Raw genomic sequence first — 17,240 nt, 5'->3', positions numbered from 1 at the left:
GGATCGGCCTTCCGTTTCCTGTCCGAGAGGGCTCAGCAGCCCTCGCCGGCCTCGCAGCTGGCATCGCGGGTGGCGCGGAATTCGTCACCCTCGTTCCAGTTCGGCCAGCTCTCGCTCATCGCGAGCATGCGGCCGATGCGATAGAACAGCTGGAGGTCCTGCATCACGCCCGACCAGTCCCAGTTCTCGTCGAACTCGTCCTTCGGCCCGTGATAGCGGTTCTCGCGGTACTCGGCACCGAGCGCAGCGCCCGCTTCGCGGCCACCTTCGACAAGGTCTTCACCGCCATCGACATAGAGCATCGGCACGCCCTGCTTCGCGAAAGCGAAGTGGTCCGAGCGATAGTAGTAGCCCGCTTCCGGATTGGGGTTCGGCGTCGGGAAGCGGCCGTCGGCCTTGAGCGCCTGGTTGAGGAACTCGTCGAGCTGCGACTTGCCGGGGCCGACGACGGTCACATCCTTCGACGGGCCGCCGACGAGGAAGGCATCCATATTGATGCCGCCGACCGTCTGGCTCAGCGGGAACACCGGGTTCGAGGCGTAATAATAGGCGCCGAGCAGGCCCGATTCCTCTGCCGTGACAGCAAGGAAAACGAGGCTGCGATCAGGGGCGCCCGCCTTGGCATGCGCTTCGGCGAGAGCGACGAGCGCTGCGGTTCCGGTCGCATTGTCGACCGCGCCGTTGCAGATGTCGTCGCCGTCTTCCGCCGCCGTGCATCGACCGAGGTGGTCCCAGTGCGCGGTGTGGATGACATATTCCTCGGGGCGCGTCTTGCCCTTGAGCACGCCGATCACGTTCTGCGATTCGAAGGTGCGGATGTCGTTGCGGAAGCTGGTCGAGGCATTGACGCCGAGCGGGACCGGCTTGAAGCCCTTGGTCTTCGCCATGCCCGTCAGCTCGTCGAGGTCCTTGCCCGCCATCGACAGGATTTCACGCGCGACATTGTTCTGCACCCAGCCGTTCATGGTCGTGAGCGGCGGAGCGTTTTCGCCGCGCTGGGCATAGGCCTGCGGGCCGCTCCACGAGGATTCGACCACGTTCCAGCCGTAGGAAGCAGGCGCGGTGTCGTGGACGATGATCGCACCGGCAGCGCCCTGGCGCGCGGCTTCTTCATACTTGTAGGTCCAGCGGCCGTAATAGGTCATCGCCTTGCCGCCGAACGGGCCTTCGAGGCTTTCGGTGCCGAAGTCGGGATCGTTGACGAGGATGACCGCGGTCTTGCCGGTCATGTCGATGCCTTCGTAGTCGTTCCAGCCGCGTTCGGGCGCGACGATGCCGTAGCCGACGAAGACGAGCTCGCTGTCATCGAGCTTGGTTTGCACTTCCTCGCGATAGGTCACGCCGACCCAGTGCGGGCCGAAATCGTAGCTCTTGGTTTCGCCGTCGCCGCTGATGGTGAGCGGGGCGAAATCCTTGCCGGTGATTTCGACCAGCGGGACTTTCTGGACCCACGAGCCGTTATTGCCCGGTTCGAGACCGGCGGCGGCGAATTTCTCGGTCAGCAGGGCGACGGTCTTTTCCTCGCCCGCGGTGCCGGGCATGCGGCCCTCGAATTCGTCGGACGATAGCGTGCGCGTGACGTCGATCATGGTCTGCTGCGAAATGTCGCCGGGTTCGACCTGCGGGATGTCGAGCGACGAGCCCGTTTCGGTTCCCGCGCCGTTGCAGGCGGCAAGTGTGAGTGCCGCACCGGCGGCAAGAATACTGCGGATCATTCGGATTTCCTCGTCCCATTGGGATTTGCGATGCGCCTCCATCGCAAAGAGCGCGCCCGCCCGCAAGCGCGATGCTTGCACTCGTCACGCGTCGCGGGCAGTGCTTGGGCCATGGCTGATTGGGCAGATGCACTGGAGCGGGCGCGGCGGTTCTCGCCCTTCCTGTGCCGCGCGCTGGAGCGCCAGCCCGATCTCGCCGACCTGCTCGCGAAGGGCGAGGGCGAGGCGGCACTCACCTGGGCGCGCAATCAGGGCAGCGATGAAAGCGACACCGGCAAGGCGCTGCGGCGCGAACGCCTGGGCCTGGCGACCGCGCTGGCGGTGGGCGATCTTGCCGGGGCATTCCCCGTCACCCGTGTCATGGAAGAACTTTCGCAGTTCGCCGACGATGCGCTCGACCGGGCCATCGCCGCAGCGATCGACCGCCGCGTCGAAGGTGCGGGAGCCGACGGTTTCATCGCGCTCGCACTCGGCAAGCACGGCGCGGGCGAGCTCAACTACAGTTCCGACATCGACCCGATCCTGCTATTCGATCCCGAACGCCTTGCCCGTCGCGAGCGCGACGAGCCGGGCGAGGCGGCACAGCGCTATGCGCGCGAGGTCGCGCGGCTGCTGTCGGAGACTACGCCCGACGGCTACGTCTTCCGCGTCGACCTGCGGCTGCGCCCGGCATCGGAAGTCAGCCCGCTCGCGGTTTCGGTCAATGCCGCCCTGTCGCACTACGAATCGAGCGCCCTGACGTGGGAGCGTGCGGCCTATATCCGTGCGCGAGCAGCGGCGGGCGATGTCGCGGCGGGCGAGGACTTCCTCGATGCGATCAAGCCGTTCGTCTGGCGGCGCAGTCTCGACTTCGGGGCGATCCAGGAGATCGAGCGACTGACCGCGCGGATCAGGGCCAATCACGACGGCCCGCGCGAGCCGGGGCCCGGCTTCAATGTGAAGCAGGGGCGCGGAGGGATTCGCGAGGTCGAGTTCTTCGCCCAGACGCACCAGCTGATCCATGGCGGGCGCGACCGCTCGCTGCGCTGCAAGGGCACGCGTGATGCACTCGATGCGCTGGCTGCAGCGGGCATCATTGCGGGTGAGGACGCGCGCGAACTGGGCGATGCCTACGACGGCCTGCGCACGATCGAGCACAGATTGCAGATGGTCCACGATCGCCAGACCCATTCCTTCCCCGAAGGCGAGGCGCTGGAGAACGTCGCGCATCTTTCCGGCTTTGCCGATGGCGCCGCGCTGGTCGCCCATTGCCGCGAACTGACCGAGACGGTCGCGAGCCGCTTCGACCGGCTGATCGATACCGAGAAGCCCGGCGGCGGTTCCAGCGAACGCACGCTCACCGAAGAGATCGCGCATCTCGGGTTCGACGATCCGCAAGCCACGGCCGAGCGGGTCCGCGCATGGGGCGACGGCAGCTACCGCGCGCTGCGCAGCCCGGCGGCGCTGGCCGCTTTCGAGGCGATCCGACCCGCCCTGCTCGAATCGCTCGCCGAGGCGCCCGACCCGGAACGCGCGCTGGTTCGCTGGGAGCAGGTGCTGGAGAAGGCCTCGAGCGCGATCAACCTGTTCCGCCTGATCGAGGCGCGGCCCGGCCTGCTCGAACAGATGGTGCAGATCCTCACCCTCGCCGACCCGCTGGCGGATGCGATCGGCCGGCGGCCAGAATTGCTCGACACGCTGATCGATCGCAGCGCGCTCGAACTTCCCGGCAGTGTCGAGGAGCTGGTCGAGCAGCTCGAAGCCGGAGTCGATACCGACGATTACGAGCGGCTGCTCGACAGGCTGCGCATCGTCACTGGCGAGACGCGCTTCGCGCTCGGGGTGCAATTGATCACCGGCGCACGCGACCCGCTCGAAGTGGGTGCTGCTCTCGCGCGTCTGGCGGAAGCGGCCTTGCAGGTCGCCACGCGCGCCGCATCGCGCGAGTTCGCCCGCCAGCACGGCGGTTTTGCCGACAGCGAACTGGCGGTGGTCGGCTTGGGGAGGCTGGGCGGCGGGATGCTGACCCATGCCTCCGACCTCGACATCATCTATCTCTTCAACGGCTCGCTCGACGGGGAAAGCGACGGCAAGCGCCCGCTCGGCCCGACGCATTATTACAACCGCCTCGCCCAGCGGGTGAGCGCGGCGATGAGCGTGCCGACTGCCGAGGGCGCGCTCTACGAGGTCGATACAAGGCTGCGGCCGCAGGGCGTGCAGGGGCCGCTTGCCGTCAGCATCGAGGCGTTCGAGCGCTACCAGCACGAGGATGCCTGGACGTGGGAGCACATGGCGCTCACCCGGGCGCGCGTCCTCTCCGGATCGAGCGAAGTGCGCAGCGAAATCGAACGCGTCGTCGGCGAAGTGCTGTGCATCGAGCGCGAGCCCGCCCAGCTGCGCAAGGACGTGCTCGCCATGCGCGACGAGATCGCCAAGGCGAAGGTGCCGGGCGGACCGCTCGACGTGAAACTGCTGCGCGGCGGCCTGGTCGATATCGAGTTCCTCGCGCATTTCCTCCAGCTACGCGAACGCACCGCGCTGGTGCAGGACCTGGGCGAGGCGCTGGCGGCGTTGCAGGCGAAAGGGCTGGTATCCCGGGCCGTCGTCGACGCGCATGACTTCATGACGCGTATCCTCGTCGTCGGGCGATTGCTCGCGCCCGAGCGCAGCATTCCGCACCCGACCGCGGCGCAGGCCATGGCGCGGCTGGTCGGCGAGGAAACCATCGAGACCCTCTTGCAAGCCATCACCGAGGCACGGCAAGGGGTCGCTACGCAATGGGCCGAGACATTCGGCGAGACACTGGAGACAGAGCAATGAGCGCATTTCCGCAGGCAGGCGACGTCATGCCCGATATCGCGATGGAAACCCCCGATGGCGGCAGCGTGAAGCCGTCCGACTTCAAGGGCCGCAAGCTGGTCGTGTTCTTCTATCCGAAGGACAACACGCCGGGCTGCACGACCGAGGCGAAGGACTTCTCCGCGCTCAAGGCCGATTTCGAGAAGGCTGGCTGCGCGCTGCTCGGCGTAAGCAAGGACTCGCCCAAGAAGCATCAGAACTTCATCGCCAAGCACGACCTGACCGTCGACCTCGCGACCGACGCGGAAGAGGGCGGCCTGTCCGACGCGCTCGGCGTGTGGGGCGAGAAGAAGATGTACGGCAAGACCTTCATGGGCATGATCCGCTCGACCTATCTCGTCGATGCCGACGGCAAGATCGCGCGCATCTGGCCCAAGGTGAAGGTGAAGGACCACGCGGCCGAAGTGCTCGCCGTGGCCCAATCGCTCTAGAAGCTTGACCGACTCCCGTCCGCCCCTCGACCGCGCGATCCGCGCGGCGCTGCTGACCGCCGATCCGAAGGCCAAGGCCTTCGCGGCGCGTGACGTCGCGCGCAACTGGCGGCTGGGCAGGCTGCGGCTCGAGCTGGGCGAGGCGATGCCCGACCGACCGGCCTGGCCGGACGAGCCGCAGCTCCTGCCCCCGCGCGAGATGCCCAAGCGCGGCAAGGCGGGCTCCGAGCGCACGCGCATCGCGCTGTGGCACTCGCTCGCGCATATCGAATTCGTCGCGATCGACCTCGCGCTCGATATCGTCGGGCGGTTCGGCGCTGGGATGGGGGAGGAGTTCGTCTCCGACTTCCTGTCGGTCGCAGCCGATGAAGCGATGCATTTCGCCCTGCTCGACCGGAAGCTGAAGACGCTCGGCAGCTACTATGGCGCCCTGCCTGCCCACGCCGGGCTGTGGCAGGCCGCCGAATCGACTTCGCATGACGTCGCGGCGCGGCTCGCCATCGTTCCCATGGTGCTGGAGGCGCGCGGTCTCGACGTCACGCCGGCAACCCTTTCACGCGTGCGCGCGCAGGGGGACGAGAACGGTGCCAGGATTCTCGAACGAATCCTTGACGACGAAGTGCGCCACGTTGCCTACGGCACCAAGCACTTCCTGGCATTCTGCGAGCACAACGGGCTTCACCCCCAGAATCACTGGAAAAACCTCGTTCGAACGCATTTTCGGGGTGCGATAAAACCGCCATTCAACGACTCGGCGCGTCTTGCAGCCGGTTTGTCGCGAGACTTCTACGAGAGCCTTGCGCCTGCGATTTAATCCGTCAGAACCACAATACGCACTGAGGCGGTTTGTTCCGCACTTGGCAAAAAAACATCGCGATACCGGTCCAGAAGGGGTCTCGGCAGGTCGCGATAGGGATCCTTCGGTTCGAAAACGGGCCGAGATAAAAAGGACGGGAAAATTGGTCGCTAACCTTACCAAGCGCGCAGCTAAGTCGCTTATCGCCGCCATCGCCGGCTACGCTACGATCGCTGCCACCCCGGCACTCGCCGATGTCACCAATGCCGCAGACGTCGCTGCACCGGCTCCCAAGGCCGCTGCCGAAGTCGCCGTGGATGGCGCGGGCGATGAAGATTTCCGCCAGCTCTTCGCGCAGTGGAAGAAGCTCGACAACGTGGGCAAGGGCCCGGCACCGGCTCCGGTCGCAAGCGTTTCGGTTCCCTCGCGCATGCCGCTCGACATGGCACAGCTGACCAGCGACTACGGCATGCGCACGCATCCGGTCCTCGGTGGCAAGCGTCGCCACAACGGCGTCGATCTCGCTGCTCCGACCGGCACGCCGGTTTACGCGACCGCCGACGGCACCGTCAGCCGCGCCGACCGCTTCAGCAGCTACGGCCTCTATATCGCGATCGAGCACGGCTCGGACATCCAGACCCGCTTCGCCCACCTCTCGCGCCTCAACGTGCGCGCCGGCCAGGAAGTGAAGAAGGGCGAACTGATCGGCTTCGTCGGCTCGACCGGCCGTTCGACCGGCCCGCACCTGCACTATGAGGTGCGCATCGACGGCCGCCCGGTGAACCCGGTTCCCTACATGGCCGAAAACGACGCGCAGCAGGCCTACGCCATGTATCGCGGCGAAGGCGGCCGCGGCGGCGCCGAGTAAGCGGACCAGACACAAGATTCCATCGTTCCTGCCCCGGCAGGACGAAAGAAAAGGGGCGTCGGAGCAATCCGGCGCCCTTTTTCCTTGCCGAGCGCGGTGTGACGGGTAGGTTTCGACTCACAACCAAACGGCTCAAAAGAGGCCGAAAGGGAGAGAGTTACCGATGCACCCTATCGCACATGCGAAAACCCGTCCCGATCATCCCGCCATCATCATGGCGGGCAGCGGCGAGCAGATGACCTATGGCGAACTGGAAGCCAACGCCAACCGCTTCGCCCAGCTGCTGCGCTCGCGCGGCTTCGGCCCGGAAGACGCCTTTGCGCTGCTACTCGAAAACCGGATCGAATATTACACGCTGATCTGGGGTTCGCAGCGGGCAGGCACCATGCTCGTCCCGATCTCCACCCGGCTTACCGCGCCGGAGATTTCCTACATCCTGAAGGACAGCGAAGCGAAGCTGCTGATCACGTCGCCCAAGTTCGCCGACGTGCTCGAAGGCATTCGCGCCGAGTGCCCCGACCTGCCGGTACTGATGATGGATACCGAGGGCGAGGAGAGCTTCGCCGAAGCGCTCGCGGCCCAGCCATCCGATCCGATCGACGACCAGCAGGCTGGCCTCGTCATGCTCTACAGCTCGGGCACGACCGGCCGGCCGAAAGGTGTGCGCCCCGCCCCGCCGGAAGATCCCGATCCGCAGGCGGTCATCCCGCTCATGGGCCTCGCCGTGATGGGCGCGCAGATGCCGAGCGACGGATCGATGGTCTATCTCTCGCCTGCGCCGCTCTATCATGCCGCGCCGATCGCCTGGTCGTCGATCGTGCACCGCCTTGGCGGGACGGTGGTGATGATGGAGCGCTTCGATCCGGAAACCGCGCTCGCCGCTATCGAGAAATACAAGGTGACCGACAGCCAGTGGGTGCCGACGCATTTCGTGCGCATGCTCAAGCTGCCGGAAGAAATCCGCACCAAATACGACTTGTCGAGCCACCAGCGCGCGCTCCACGCCGCGGCGCCATGCCCGGTCCCGATCAAGAAGCAGATGATCGAATGGTGGGGCCCGATCGTGAACGAATATTATGCCGGCTCCGAAGGCACGGGCATGACCATGGTCCACGCCGCCGACTGGCTCGAGCATCCCGGCACCGTCGGCAAGGCGATCTACGGCACGCTCCATGTCTGCGGCCCGGATGGCGAGGAATTGCCGACGGGCCAGGACGGGCTCATCTATTTCGAGAACGAGATCCTGCCGACCTATCACAACGATCCCGACAAGACCGCCGAGGCGATGCATCCCAAGGGCTGGTTCACCATCGGCGACATCGGCCACGTGGACGAGGACGGCTATCTCTACCTCACCGACCGCAAGAGCCACATGATCATCTCGGGCGGGGTGAACATCTATCCGCAGGAAGTCGAAAACCTGCTCGTCAGCCATGACAAGGTGATGGATGCGGCGGTCATCGGCGCGCCGTGCCCCGATCTCGGCGAGAAGGTCGTCGCGGTCGTCCAGCCGGTCGACATGGCGGATGCGGGTGACGACTTCGAACAGGAACTGCGCGACTATCTCGCGCCGAACCTCGCGCGCATCAAGATGCCCAAGATGTTCGACTTCCGCCCCGAGCTACCGCGCGAGGCGAACGGCAAGCTCTACAAGCGCGAATTGCGCGATGAATATGCCGCCAAGGCGCAGGAGAGCGCGTGATGGCTACCAGCGCGAAACCGAGCGTCGATCCCGACACCGCCCGCGCGGTCATCGATCCGCAGAGCTATGCCGCGTGGGACCCGCTGCTCGACACGTTCGACCGCCTGCGCGAAGAGAACCCCGTCGCGTGGATCGAGCCATCGGAAGACGGCGTGTTCGATCCCTTCTGGCTGGTCACGCGCTATGACGACGTGATGCGCATTTCGAAGGACAATGCGACCTTCCTCAACAATCCGCGCAGCGTCGTGTTCTCGCTGGTCGAGGGGATCGAGTTCGCCAAGCAGATCACCGGCGGTAGCCCGCACATGGTGGCGAGCCTCGTCACTTTCGATGCGCCGATCCACATGAAGTATCGCAAGCTGACGCAGGAATGGTTCATGCCCAAGAACCTGCGCAGCATCGAAGACGAGATTCGCGGCATCGCGAATGCCACGGTCGACCGGATGCTCGCGGCTGGGCCCGAGGTCGACTTCTGCAAGCTCGTCTCCGCGCCCTATCCGCTGCATGTGGTGATGCAGATCCTCGGCGTGCCGGAAGAGGACGAGCCGCGCATGCTGATGCTCACCCAGCAGATGTTCGGCGGGCAGGACGAGGACCTCAACCAGTCGGGCATGAAGGACCTGCCGCCCGAGGCGATTACGCAGCTCGTTGCAGGCGCGGTGAAGGATTTCGAGGCTTATTTCGCCGGGCTGACGGCGGAAAAGCGGGCCAATCCGAGCGACGATGTGGCGAGCACGATCGCCAATGCGACGGTCGACGGCGAACCACTCAACGACCGCGACATGATGGGCTACTACATCATCGTCGCCGCCGCGGGTCACGACACCACCTCTGCCAGCACGGCGGGCGCGATGCTCGCGCTCGCGAAGGACCCGGAGCAATGGGCCAAGGTCAAGGCCGACCGCTCGCTGCTGCCCGGTATCGTCGAGGAGGCGATCCGCTGGACCAGCCCGGTGCAACACTTCATGCGCACCGCGGCCGAAGATACCGAGGTCGGCGGGCAGAAGATCGCCAAGGGCGACTGGCTGATGATCAACTATGTCGCGGCCAATCACGACCCCGAGCAATTCGAGGATCCGCGCAAGTTCGATGCCGCGCGCAGCCCCAACCGCCATCTTGCCTTCGGGGCAGGGGCGCACCAGTGCCTCGGCCTGCATCTCGCGCGCCTCGAAATGCGCATCCTGTTCGAAACCCTGCTCGACCGCGTCGATAGCGTCGAGCTGGCTGGCGAACCGGCGCGCTCCAAGTCGACCTTCGTCGGCGGGCTGAAGACGCTGCCGCTGCGGATCACCCCGGCATGAGCGACCCGCTCGATTTCTCCGGCAAGACAGTGCTCGTCGTCGGCGGGTCCAGCGGGATCGGCAATGGTATCGCGCAGGCCTTTCGCGAGCGCGGCGCATCGGTCCACGTCTGGGGCACGCGGGCTTCGGCAGACGATTATGCGGGCGACGAAGGCTCGGACCTGACCGGGCTCGAATACGCGCAGGTCGATGTCTCCGATCCGGCGGCGGTCGATGCGGCACCCGGCTTCGACAGTCTCGACGTCTGCGTGCTGTGCCAGGGTGCAGTCGAATACGGCCGCGCGGAGTTCGAGCGCGAGGGCTGGAACCGCGTGCTCGACGTCAATCTGAACTCGGTCATGGATTGCGCGCGCAAGCATCATGATGCCCTCGCCGAAGCGGGCGGATCGCTGCAGATCGTCAGCTCGACCGCGGGCTTCCATGCGACCATCGGCAATCCGGCTTACGGCGCGTCCAAGGCCGCTGCCGTCGCACTGGTGCGCAACCTCGCCGCAGCATGGGCGCGCGACGGGATCAGGGTGAACGGGATCGCGCCGGGCTTCGTCGCGACCAAGATGACCAAGGTCACGACCGACAATCCCAAGCGGCTCGAAGGCGCGCTCCAGCGCATACCGCTGCGCCGCATGGGCGAACCGTCGGAAATGGCAGGGGCCTCGCTGTTCCTTGCCTCGCCGCTGTCGTCCTACGTGCTCGGGCAGACCATCGTGGTCGACGGGGGACTCACCCTCCAATAGGGCTGCGCCGACGAGCGCATCGCTTTGTTTACCCACGCCATGTTAGGGCGCACCCTCAACCGAGGGGAGCAAGGCCATGGGCGCATGGGGAGCCGGATCGTTCGAGAATGACGCGGCGCTGGATTACGTCGAAGAGATCGAAAGCGTCGATGACATTGCGGGTGCGCTGAAGCTCGCCGGCCAGGCCGGGTATATCGAGGCCGACGAGGGAAGCCGCGCCATCGTCGCCGGCGAATGCGTTGCCGCCATGCGCGGGCACCGCTCGAAAGACATGCCCGACGAGCTGGCGAAAAAGGTGCACGCATTCGGCAAGGCCTCGCTCGAACTCTACAACGATGCGCGCGACAATCTCTCGGCGGTGATGAGCCGGGGCGAGCTGGTCGAGCTGTGGGCGGAAGAAGGTTCGGGCGACTGGAACCGCGCGGTCACCGACCTGATGGAGCGCCTCAACCAGCCCGCCAAATCGGCGCGAAAGCCGCGCAAGAAGAAGCCGCAGCCCAATCCGTCGCCCTGCATGTTCTGCGACCAGCCGATGGGCGACGAGCAGTTCCACATGCTCGACCTGACCATCCACGAGGACGACATCTCGACTTCCAAGCGCGGCGGCTGGGTGCATTTGCAGTGCCTCAATGCGGCGCTGCATCCCAAGCACATGATCCAGAACTGGCAGTTCGACGATGAACTGCTCGAATGGGTGATGAAGAAGCTCGAAGCCGAGCGCGAGGGAAAGTAATCAGCCCTTCAGCAGGCGCTCGGCCATCGCGCGTACGTCCGCTCCCATGTCCTCGCGTTCGAGTGCAAGGGCGAGGGTCGCCTCGACGAAGCCGAGCTTGCTGCCGCAGTCGAACCGGCGCCCGTCGAATGTCACCGCGTGGAACGGCTGGGTCCCGATCATCTTCGCCATCGCGTCGGTCAGCTGGATTTCGCCGCCCGCGCCCTTTTCCTGGTCCTCGAGCACGCGCATGACTTCCGGCTGGAGGATGTAGCGCCCCGAGATGATCTTGTTCGACGGTGCGTCGGCGACGGGCGGCTTTTCGACCAGCCCCTTCACTTCGGTCAGCGCGCCTTGCGATGCGCCCGGATCGATCACGCCGTAGCTCGAGACTTCCTCCTGCGGCACTTCGAGCACGCTGATGAGGTTGCCGCCGGTCTTCTCGTAGGCATCGACCATCTGCTTCATGCAGCCCTGGCCGCCGTCGCGGTTCGCGATCATCAGCTCGTCGGGGAGGAAAATGGCGAAGGGCTCGTCGCCGACGATGGCGCGCGCGCACCAGATCGCGTGGCCGAGGCCCATCGGCACCTGCTGTCGCACGGTGATGATGTCGCCCGGCGTCGCGCGGGTCGGCTCGAGCGCGCCCATGTCCTTGCCGCGTTCGCCCATCGTGTGTTCGAGTTCGTAGGCGACGTCGAAATGCTCGACGATGGCGGTCTTGCCGCGCCCGGTGACGAAGATCATCTGCTCGATCCCCGCCTCGCGCGCCTCGTCCACCGCATACTGGATCAGTGGCCGGTCGACGATCGGAAGCAGTTCCTTCGGGATCGCCTTGGTGGCCGGAAGGAAGCGCGTGCCGAGACCCGCGACGGGAAAAACGGCCTTTTTGATCGGTTTGGGATTGCTCATAGGGCTCTTCGTGTGGGCGAGTGTCCGATGCGCGTCAACTGCGACAAGGGCATTGCGCTGCGATGACATTTGCCACGCGCGCCAATCCCGCTAAACGCTGGCGTATGGACAAGCTTCTCATCCGGGGCGGGAATCGCCTCACCGGCACGCTCCCCATTTCGGGGGCCAAGAATTCCGCACTGACGCTCATTCCCTGCGCCTTGCTGACCGAGGAACCGGTGACGCTGCGCAACCTGCCGCGCCTTGCCGATATCGACGGTTTCCAGCACCTGATGACGCAGTTCGGCGTCTCGGTCGGCATTCGCGGGAAACGTCCTGAAGAATTCGGCCGCGTGGTGACTTTCGAAGCCTCGCGCCTCACCTCGACCGTCGCGCCCTACGACCTGGTACGCAAGATGCGCGCCTCGATCCTCGTGCTCGGCCCGATGCTTGCGCGTATGGGCGAAGCGACCGTTTCGCTTCCCGGCGGCTGCGCGATCGGCAACCGCCCGATCGACCTGCACCTGAAAGCTCTCGAGGCGTTCGGCGCCGAGATCGAGCTGGCAGCCGGCTATGTGAAGGCTATCGCGCCTGAAGGCGGCCTGCCGGGCGGCGAATTCGACTTCCCCGTCGTATCGGTCGGCGCGACTGAGAACGCGATCATGGCCGCGGTCCTCGCCAAGGGCACCTGCCGCCTGTTCAACGCAGCGCGCGAGCCGGAAATCGTCGACCTGTGCAAGCTGCTCGTCGCGATGGGTGCGGAGATCGAGGGGATCGGCACCTCCGACCTCACGATCCACGGCGTCAAGCAGCTGCACGGCGCGACCTACAAGGTCATGGCCGACCGTATCGAGGCCGGCTCCTATGCCTGCGCTGCGGCAATCACCGGCGGCGACGTAATGCTCGAAGGGGCGAGCGCCGAAGACATGCAGGCGACGCTCCACGCGCTGCGCAACATCGGCGTGACCTGCGAGGAGCACAAGGAAGGCGTGCGCGTGTGCGCCGACAAACCGCTCAAGGCGACCAACCTGACCACCGCGCCCTATCCGGGCCTCGCGACCGACATGCAGGCGCAGCTGATGGCGCTGCTGTGCAAGGCGGAAGGAACCAGCGTTCTCAAGGAGACCATCTTCGAGAATCGCTACATGCACGTGCCCGAGTTGAACCGCATGGGCGCGGACATCGAGACCGAAGGGCGCACCGCGATCGTCAAGGGCGTCGAGACGCTCACCGGCGCGGAAGTAATGGCGACCGACCTGCGCGCTTCGATGAGCCTCATCATCGCCGCGCTCGCCGCCGAAGGCGAGACGACCGTGCGCCGGATCTACCACCTCGACCGCGGTTACGAGCGGCTGGAAGAGAAGCTGCAACTCGTCGGCGCGGATATCGAACGGGTCGGCGACGAATAGCGCTGAATTCGCGGACCTTTCTGCCCGGTCGACCGTTTACCGGGCAAGAAAGGAGTTCCACCATGCTACTCAAGCTTGCAGCACTCGGTGCGCTCGGCTTTGCCGGGTACAAATATTACGAGAAGAAGCGCGTCGACAAGAACGGCGTCGCCTTTGCCGATGGCGAACCGGAAGGCCAGTTCCGCAATGCCGGTTCTGAATCGACAGCGACCCACGATTCGATGAGCAAGACCGACGAGGCGCTCGACGAGACCTACCCGGCGAGCGACGCGACCGCGAAATACTGACCGAGGGTCAGGACGAATGCGAAAGGGGCGGCCTCAAGCGAGGTCGCCCTTTCTTCATGCGCGCGACGAGCCAGATGCGGATGGCTCCCGCAAGGCCAGGCGGTGTATCTGCGGCAATGCGCTCCTCGTCGATCCGCGCGACCAGCGCGTTGACCGGCACGCCTTCCGCCTCAGCCGCCTCGCGCAGCATTTCCCAGAACAGCGGTTCGAGACTGATCGAGGTCTTGTGCCCGGCAATCTCGACCGAGCGTTTGACCGGGGGGTGATAGGGTGCGGGCATGGTGCCGTCCTAAACGCCTGCCGCCCGCTCGACACGAATTTTTTGGGGTAGTTGTCTGCGTGAGGGAGGCTTACCCTTGCCGCGCAATGACCGACGGGCTCGCGCAACTCACCGAGAAAGAGAAGGAAACCCTGCGCCTCATGGTGCGCGGGCACGACGCGAAGTCGATGGCGCGCGAGCTGTCTCTCTCGGTCCACACGATCAACGACCGGCTGCGCGCTGCGCGTCGCAAGTTGGGCGTGACGAGCAGCAAGGAAGCCGCGCGCAAGCTGTTCGAGACGGAGTGCGAGGCACCCGAAAGCTTTGCGGCCAAGGATTTGGGGGGTGCGCCCGAGAGCGGGGGAGGGGACGGTGCGACTGCCTCGGATGGCCATCATTCGAAGGCGTCTCGAAACGTCCTGATCGGAGCCGCACTCATGTCCCTTATTTTTGCCTCGCTACTGCTCGCCACGCAGGGCACTTCGCCGGAAGCCATGCCCGCCACCCCGGATACCCCGACCGACGCATCTCGAATGGCAGCTGCGGCCCCGGTCCCCCAGGAAGAGCTCGAACAGGCTGAACTTGTCGCGCGTGCCTGGCTTGGACTGGTCGACGGCAAGGACTTCGGCCCCGATTCGAGAACGACTGCGCCCGATGAGCGCAATCTCGAAGGATGGAACAGTCTCGTCGAGCGGCGAATGGAAGTCGGACGGGCGACGAAAAGGGAAGCGCAGCGCATCAGCGTCATAGAGCGCGACGGCCTCGACGAATGGACCGTCTATTTCCACACCGATTTCGAGCGCTTCCGGGGTGCTTACGAAAAAGTGACGCTCGCTTACGACGGGCAGGCTTTCATCACCCGGGATTACGAATTCGAATAAGGTGCGCCCGGGCGGACATCAGTACATGTGCTGGCCGCCATTGATGCTCATGGTCGAGCCGGTGACGAAGCCTGCATCGTCCGCGCAGAGGAAGGACACGCCGCGCGCGATTTCCTCTGCATGGCCGAGGCGGCCGACCGGGATCTTGGCGACGATCTTTTCCAGCACCGGCTCGGGCACGGCGGCGACCATGTCGGTGTCGATATAGCCCGGCGCGATCGCGTTCACCGTCACGCCGAATTTCGCGCCTTCCTGTGCCAGCGCCTTGGTGAAACCGTGGATGCCCGACTTCGCGGCGGCGTAGTTGACCTGGCCGTACTGGCCCGCCTGTCCGTTGATCGAACCGATGTTGACGATCCGGCCCCAGCCGCGCTCACGCATGCCCGGGAAGCAGGCCTTGGCCATGTTGAAGCACCCGCCGAGGTTGATGCGCATCACCTCGTTCCAGTCTTCCCAGCTCATCCTGTGGAGCGTGCCGTCGCGCGTGATGCCGGCGTTGTTCACGACCACGTCGATCGGGCCGACCTCTTCCTCGATCTGCTTGCAACCGGCGAGAACCGCCTCGTGATCGCCGACGTCGAACTTGTAGCACTTGATGCCGAGCTCGTCCGCGCAGGCCTTTGCCGCTGCGTCATTGCCCGCATAGTTGGCGACGACCGTGAAGCCGTCTGCCTTCAGGGCTTCGCAAATGGCGCGGCCGATCCCGCGCGAACCACCGGTAACAACTGCAACGCGTGCCATCTTCCATCCCCTCGGTTCTCAAGATTCCGTAACGTCAGGCATAGGCCAGCCGGGAATGCAGGCAAAGAAAAACCCCGCCGGAGCGGGGCTTGTCATACGAATTCACGATCCGGAAGCGGGATCAGAAGCGGAACTGAGTCCCTACATAGACCGCCTGGCTGTCCTGCACATTGTCGGTCAGCGGAGCGAGACGATCGTTTTCCTGCGACAGGCGGACACCCGCGGTCACGTCGAGGTTCCTGGTGATGCGATAGGCACCGCCGAGGTCGAACGACTGTTCGCCGCGCGAATCGAGCGTGCGCGGGGCGCGGCCGATCGATTCGCTCTGCTCGAGCGAGATGCGCGGCTGGAAGCGTGACGGCTTGTCGGCTTCGCTGCCACGACCCGGCTCGAAGGCCGAGAGATCGGGCATGTCGATCCGGCGGACGTTATCCGGCAGCGCCGGCGCCTTGGCGAAGTTCTGATAACCGCGCGCGATGCCGAGATTGTACTGAGTCGCCGCGAGCGTGCTGCTGCGCTGGCCGGCAGGACCGGCTGCTGCGGCAGTCGCATTGCGAACCGAGATGGCGCGAGCCGTACCTTCATCGACGCGCACTGCGACGGTGACGGTGCGATTCTCTTCCGTGCCGACCGGCGTGAAGCGGGCGGCGAGCCCCTTCGAACGAATGTTGGCCGAGACGCGCTGCGCGAGTTCGGGATCGACATTCGCGGGCGTGAAAATCCCGAAATTGGCGATCTCGCCATCCTGCGTCAGCGAGGGGAGAGCAACGACCGCGCTCGGCACGAGCAGCGCAAAAGCGGCGGCGGCGCATACTGCGCGGCCAGCCCGACCTTTTACGATGTTTGCTCGCTTGCCCATGGCGTCGTCGAATTACCTCTCCGCTGCTTAGACACGAAACCCGCTGAACGGTTCCTGACCGAGTCCCTGCTAAGCGACTCACATTGATAGGTTTGTCACGATAGCAGGGAAAGCGGTTTAACCCTAGGGAATGGCTAATCTGCCGCTGTGTGGCAGCAGGTCCACACTTGTGTGCCCCATGGATAGTTTAAGGCCCGGTTCAGCCGCCGGGGCGTGTTGATCAGGCGGCCCCGGCAATTGGCGCACGGCTTTGTGGCGCGATGCCTTGCCGTTGGGGCGATGCCTCTTTAGAGGCGTGAACGAACAAGAATTTCGAGGACCGGGACGGACCATGGCTTCACCCAAGACTTTCGCGCGCTCTGCCGGGCGCATCCTGCTTGCAACCGCTGCCGTGGCGAGCCTCGCCGCATGCGGAGGGCGCGAGCGCCCGCAGGCCGACCTTGCCGCAGCGCAGGTGACGACGATCGGGGTGAACTCCTACCTCTGGCGCGCCTCGCTCGACACGGTGGCCTTCGCGCCGCTGCTGCAGGCCGACAGTGCGGGCGGCGTGATCGTCACCGACTGGTACGCCAATCCGCAGAACCCGAGCGAACGCGTCAAGCTGACCGTCTCCATCCTCGACCAGGACCTGCGCGCCGATGCACTTCGCGTCGCCGCCAGCCGCCAGGTCATGCAGGGCGGCAACTGGGTCGATGCTCCGGTCCAGGCTGCCACCGTGCAGAAGCTGGAAGACATCATCCTGACCAAGGCCCGCGAACTGCGCCGCCAGGCCGTCACGGGCTAACTTCCCCCCCCCTTTTTGTTTTTGGGGCCGGGCTG

17 protein-coding genes are annotated in these 17,240 nt (G+C 65.4%); 12 read left to right on the top strand and 5 right to left on the bottom strand.

What is annotated here, in order from left to right:
- Positions 1-32: 32 nt before the first annotated feature.
- Entirely contained in the window at positions 33-1,715 is a 1,683-nt protein-coding gene (locus tag EO245_RS01795; RefSeq protein WP_128891325.1) for a M28 family metallopeptidase, read from the bottom strand.
- A gap of 30 nt (positions 1,716-1,745) precedes the next feature.
- Between EO245_RS01795 and EO245_RS01790 the strand changes: the two genes are divergently transcribed.
- From EO245_RS01790 to EO245_RS01755, 8 genes are all read left to right on the top strand, one after another.
- Positions 1,746-4,514 carry a bifunctional [glutamine synthetase] adenylyltransferase/[glutamine synthetase]-adenylyl-L-tyrosine phosphorylase gene (locus EO245_RS01790; protein ID WP_128891324.1) on the top strand — a complete coding sequence of 923 codons (2,769 nt, stop codon included), beginning with the start codon at positions 1,746-1,748 and terminating at the stop codon, positions 4,512-4,514.
- On the top strand, positions 4,511-4,984 hold the full coding sequence (locus EO245_RS01785) for a peroxiredoxin (RefSeq protein ID WP_128891323.1): 474 nt from the start codon (positions 4,511-4,513) through the stop codon (positions 4,982-4,984). The genes EO245_RS01790 and EO245_RS01785 overlap by 4 nt, the downstream gene beginning before the upstream one ends.
- 4 nt (positions 4,985-4,988) lie before the next feature.
- The gene (locus tag EO245_RS01780) at positions 4,989-5,798 is read left to right on the top strand and encodes a ferritin-like domain-containing protein (RefSeq protein ID WP_128891322.1); all 810 of its coding nucleotides are present in this window, start codon (positions 4,989-4,991) and stop codon (positions 5,796-5,798) included.
- 145 nt (positions 5,799-5,943) lie between these two features.
- Complete coding sequence (locus EO245_RS01775; RefSeq protein WP_128891321.1) at positions 5,944-6,648, top strand: M23 family metallopeptidase; 705 nt, start codon at positions 5,944-5,946, stop codon at positions 6,646-6,648.
- Between the two features lie 163 nt (positions 6,649-6,811).
- Positions 6,812-8,350, top strand: a complete 1,539-nt coding sequence (locus EO245_RS01770) for an acyl-CoA synthetase (RefSeq protein ID WP_128891320.1) — start codon at positions 6,812-6,814, stop codon at positions 8,348-8,350.
- Positions 8,350-9,651 carry a cytochrome P450 gene (locus EO245_RS01765; RefSeq protein ID WP_128891319.1) on the top strand — a complete coding sequence of 434 codons (1,302 nt, stop codon included), beginning with the start codon at positions 8,350-8,352 and terminating at the stop codon, positions 9,649-9,651. Before EO245_RS01770 ends, EO245_RS01765 begins: the two co-directional genes overlap by 1 nt.
- A complete protein-coding gene (locus tag EO245_RS01760) occupies positions 9,648-10,385 on the top strand; it encodes an SDR family NAD(P)-dependent oxidoreductase (RefSeq protein WP_128891318.1) in 738 nt (245 codons plus the stop codon). Before EO245_RS01765 ends, EO245_RS01760 begins: the two co-directional genes overlap by 4 nt.
- A gap of 76 nt (positions 10,386-10,461) precedes the next feature.
- On the top strand, positions 10,462-11,118 hold the full coding sequence (locus tag EO245_RS01755) for a DUF4259 domain-containing protein (protein WP_128891317.1): 657 nt from the start codon (positions 10,462-10,464) through the stop codon (positions 11,116-11,118).
- Here EO245_RS01755 and galU read toward each other — a convergent pair whose 3' ends face one another.
- Entirely contained in the window at positions 11,119-12,006 is an 888-nt protein-coding gene (galU, locus tag EO245_RS01750) for a UTP--glucose-1-phosphate uridylyltransferase GalU (protein WP_128891316.1), read from the bottom strand.
- Positions 12,007-12,110: 104 nt separating this feature from the next.
- Between galU and murA the strand changes: the two genes are divergently transcribed.
- On the top strand, positions 12,111-13,394 hold the full coding sequence (gene murA / locus EO245_RS01745) for a UDP-N-acetylglucosamine 1-carboxyvinyltransferase (protein ID WP_128891315.1): 1,284 nt from the start codon (positions 12,111-12,113) through the stop codon (positions 13,392-13,394).
- A 62-nt stretch (positions 13,395-13,456) separates the two neighbouring features.
- On the top strand, positions 13,457-13,681 hold the full coding sequence (locus tag EO245_RS01740) for a hypothetical protein (RefSeq protein WP_128891314.1): 225 nt from the start codon (positions 13,457-13,459) through the stop codon (positions 13,679-13,681).
- Between the two features lie 7 nt (positions 13,682-13,688).
- Here EO245_RS01740 and EO245_RS01735 read toward each other — a convergent pair whose 3' ends face one another.
- On the bottom strand, positions 13,689-13,961 hold the full coding sequence (locus tag EO245_RS01735) for a ribbon-helix-helix domain-containing protein (RefSeq protein ID WP_128891313.1): 273 nt from the start codon (positions 13,959-13,961) through the stop codon (positions 13,689-13,691).
- Positions 13,962-14,047: 86 nt separating this feature from the next.
- Between EO245_RS01735 and EO245_RS01730 the strand changes: the two genes are divergently transcribed.
- Complete coding sequence (locus EO245_RS01730) at positions 14,048-14,821, top strand: LuxR C-terminal-related transcriptional regulator (RefSeq protein WP_128891312.1); 774 nt, start codon at positions 14,048-14,050, stop codon at positions 14,819-14,821.
- A gap of 18 nt (positions 14,822-14,839) precedes the next feature.
- On the opposite strand, the gene phbB is transcribed toward EO245_RS01730, so the two are convergent.
- Positions 14,840-15,562, bottom strand: a complete 723-nt coding sequence (gene phbB / locus EO245_RS01725; protein ID WP_128891311.1) for an acetoacetyl-CoA reductase — start codon at positions 15,560-15,562, stop codon at positions 14,840-14,842.
- Between the two features lie 121 nt (positions 15,563-15,683).
- A complete protein-coding gene (locus EO245_RS01720) occupies positions 15,684-16,421 on the bottom strand; it encodes a hypothetical protein (RefSeq protein WP_128891310.1) in 738 nt (245 codons plus the stop codon).
- Positions 16,422-16,752: 331 nt separating this feature from the next.
- Here EO245_RS01720 and EO245_RS01715 point away from each other — a divergent pair, with 331 nt between their 5' ends.
- Positions 16,753-17,205 (top strand): DUF3576 domain-containing protein, encoded by a 453-nt coding sequence (locus EO245_RS01715; RefSeq protein ID WP_128891309.1) that lies wholly within the window; start codon positions 16,753-16,755, stop codon positions 17,203-17,205.
- Positions 17,206-17,240: the final 35 nt, after the last annotated feature.

Origin of the sequence: Erythrobacter sp. HKB08 (assembly GCF_004114695.1) — a bacterium.
Classification (GTDB): Bacteria; Pseudomonadota; Alphaproteobacteria; order Sphingomonadales; family Sphingomonadaceae; genus Parerythrobacter_A.
This window is presented reverse-complemented; position numbering and strand designations above follow the sequence as displayed.

Bases quoted from the DNA above. Each gene is read 5' to 3' on its own strand.
- EO245_RS01740 (WP_128891314.1), top strand. From the start codon at position 13,457: ATGCTACTCAAGCTTGCAGCACTCGGTGCGCTCGGCTTTGCCGGGTAC.
- EO245_RS01735 (WP_128891313.1), bottom strand. From the start codon at position 13,961: ATGCCCGCACCCTATCACCCCCCGGTCAAACGCTCGGTCGAGATTGCC.
- murA (WP_128891315.1), top strand. From the start codon at position 12,111: ATGGACAAGCTTCTCATCCGGGGCGGGAATCGCCTCACCGGCACGCTC.
- EO245_RS01785 (WP_128891323.1), top strand. From the start codon at position 4,511: ATGAGCGCATTTCCGCAGGCAGGCGACGTCATGCCCGATATCGCGATG.
- EO245_RS01765 (WP_128891319.1), top strand. From the start codon at position 8,350: ATGGCTACCAGCGCGAAACCGAGCGTCGATCCCGACACCGCCCGCGCG.
- galU (WP_128891316.1), bottom strand. From the start codon at position 12,006: ATGAGCAATCCCAAACCGATCAAAAAGGCCGTTTTTCCCGTCGCGGGT.
- EO245_RS01770 (WP_128891320.1), top strand. From the start codon at position 6,812: ATGCACCCTATCGCACATGCGAAAACCCGTCCCGATCATCCCGCCATC.
- EO245_RS01795 (WP_128891325.1), bottom strand. From the start codon at position 1,715: ATGATCCGCAGTATTCTTGCCGCCGGTGCGGCACTCACACTTGCCGCC.
- EO245_RS01790 (WP_128891324.1), top strand. From the start codon at position 1,746: ATGCGCCTCCATCGCAAAGAGCGCGCCCGCCCGCAAGCGCGATGCTTG.
- EO245_RS01730 (WP_128891312.1), top strand. From the start codon at position 14,048: ATGACCGACGGGCTCGCGCAACTCACCGAGAAAGAGAAGGAAACCCTG.
- EO245_RS01720 (WP_128891310.1), bottom strand. From the start codon at position 16,421: ATGGGCAAGCGAGCAAACATCGTAAAAGGTCGGGCTGGCCGCGCAGTA.
- EO245_RS01715 (WP_128891309.1), top strand. From the start codon at position 16,753: ATGGCTTCACCCAAGACTTTCGCGCGCTCTGCCGGGCGCATCCTGCTT.
- phbB (WP_128891311.1), bottom strand. From the start codon at position 15,562: ATGGCACGCGTTGCAGTTGTTACCGGTGGTTCGCGCGGGATCGGCCGC.
- EO245_RS01755 (WP_128891317.1), top strand. From the start codon at position 10,462: ATGGGCGCATGGGGAGCCGGATCGTTCGAGAATGACGCGGCGCTGGAT.
- EO245_RS01760 (WP_128891318.1), top strand. From the start codon at position 9,648: ATGAGCGACCCGCTCGATTTCTCCGGCAAGACAGTGCTCGTCGTCGGC.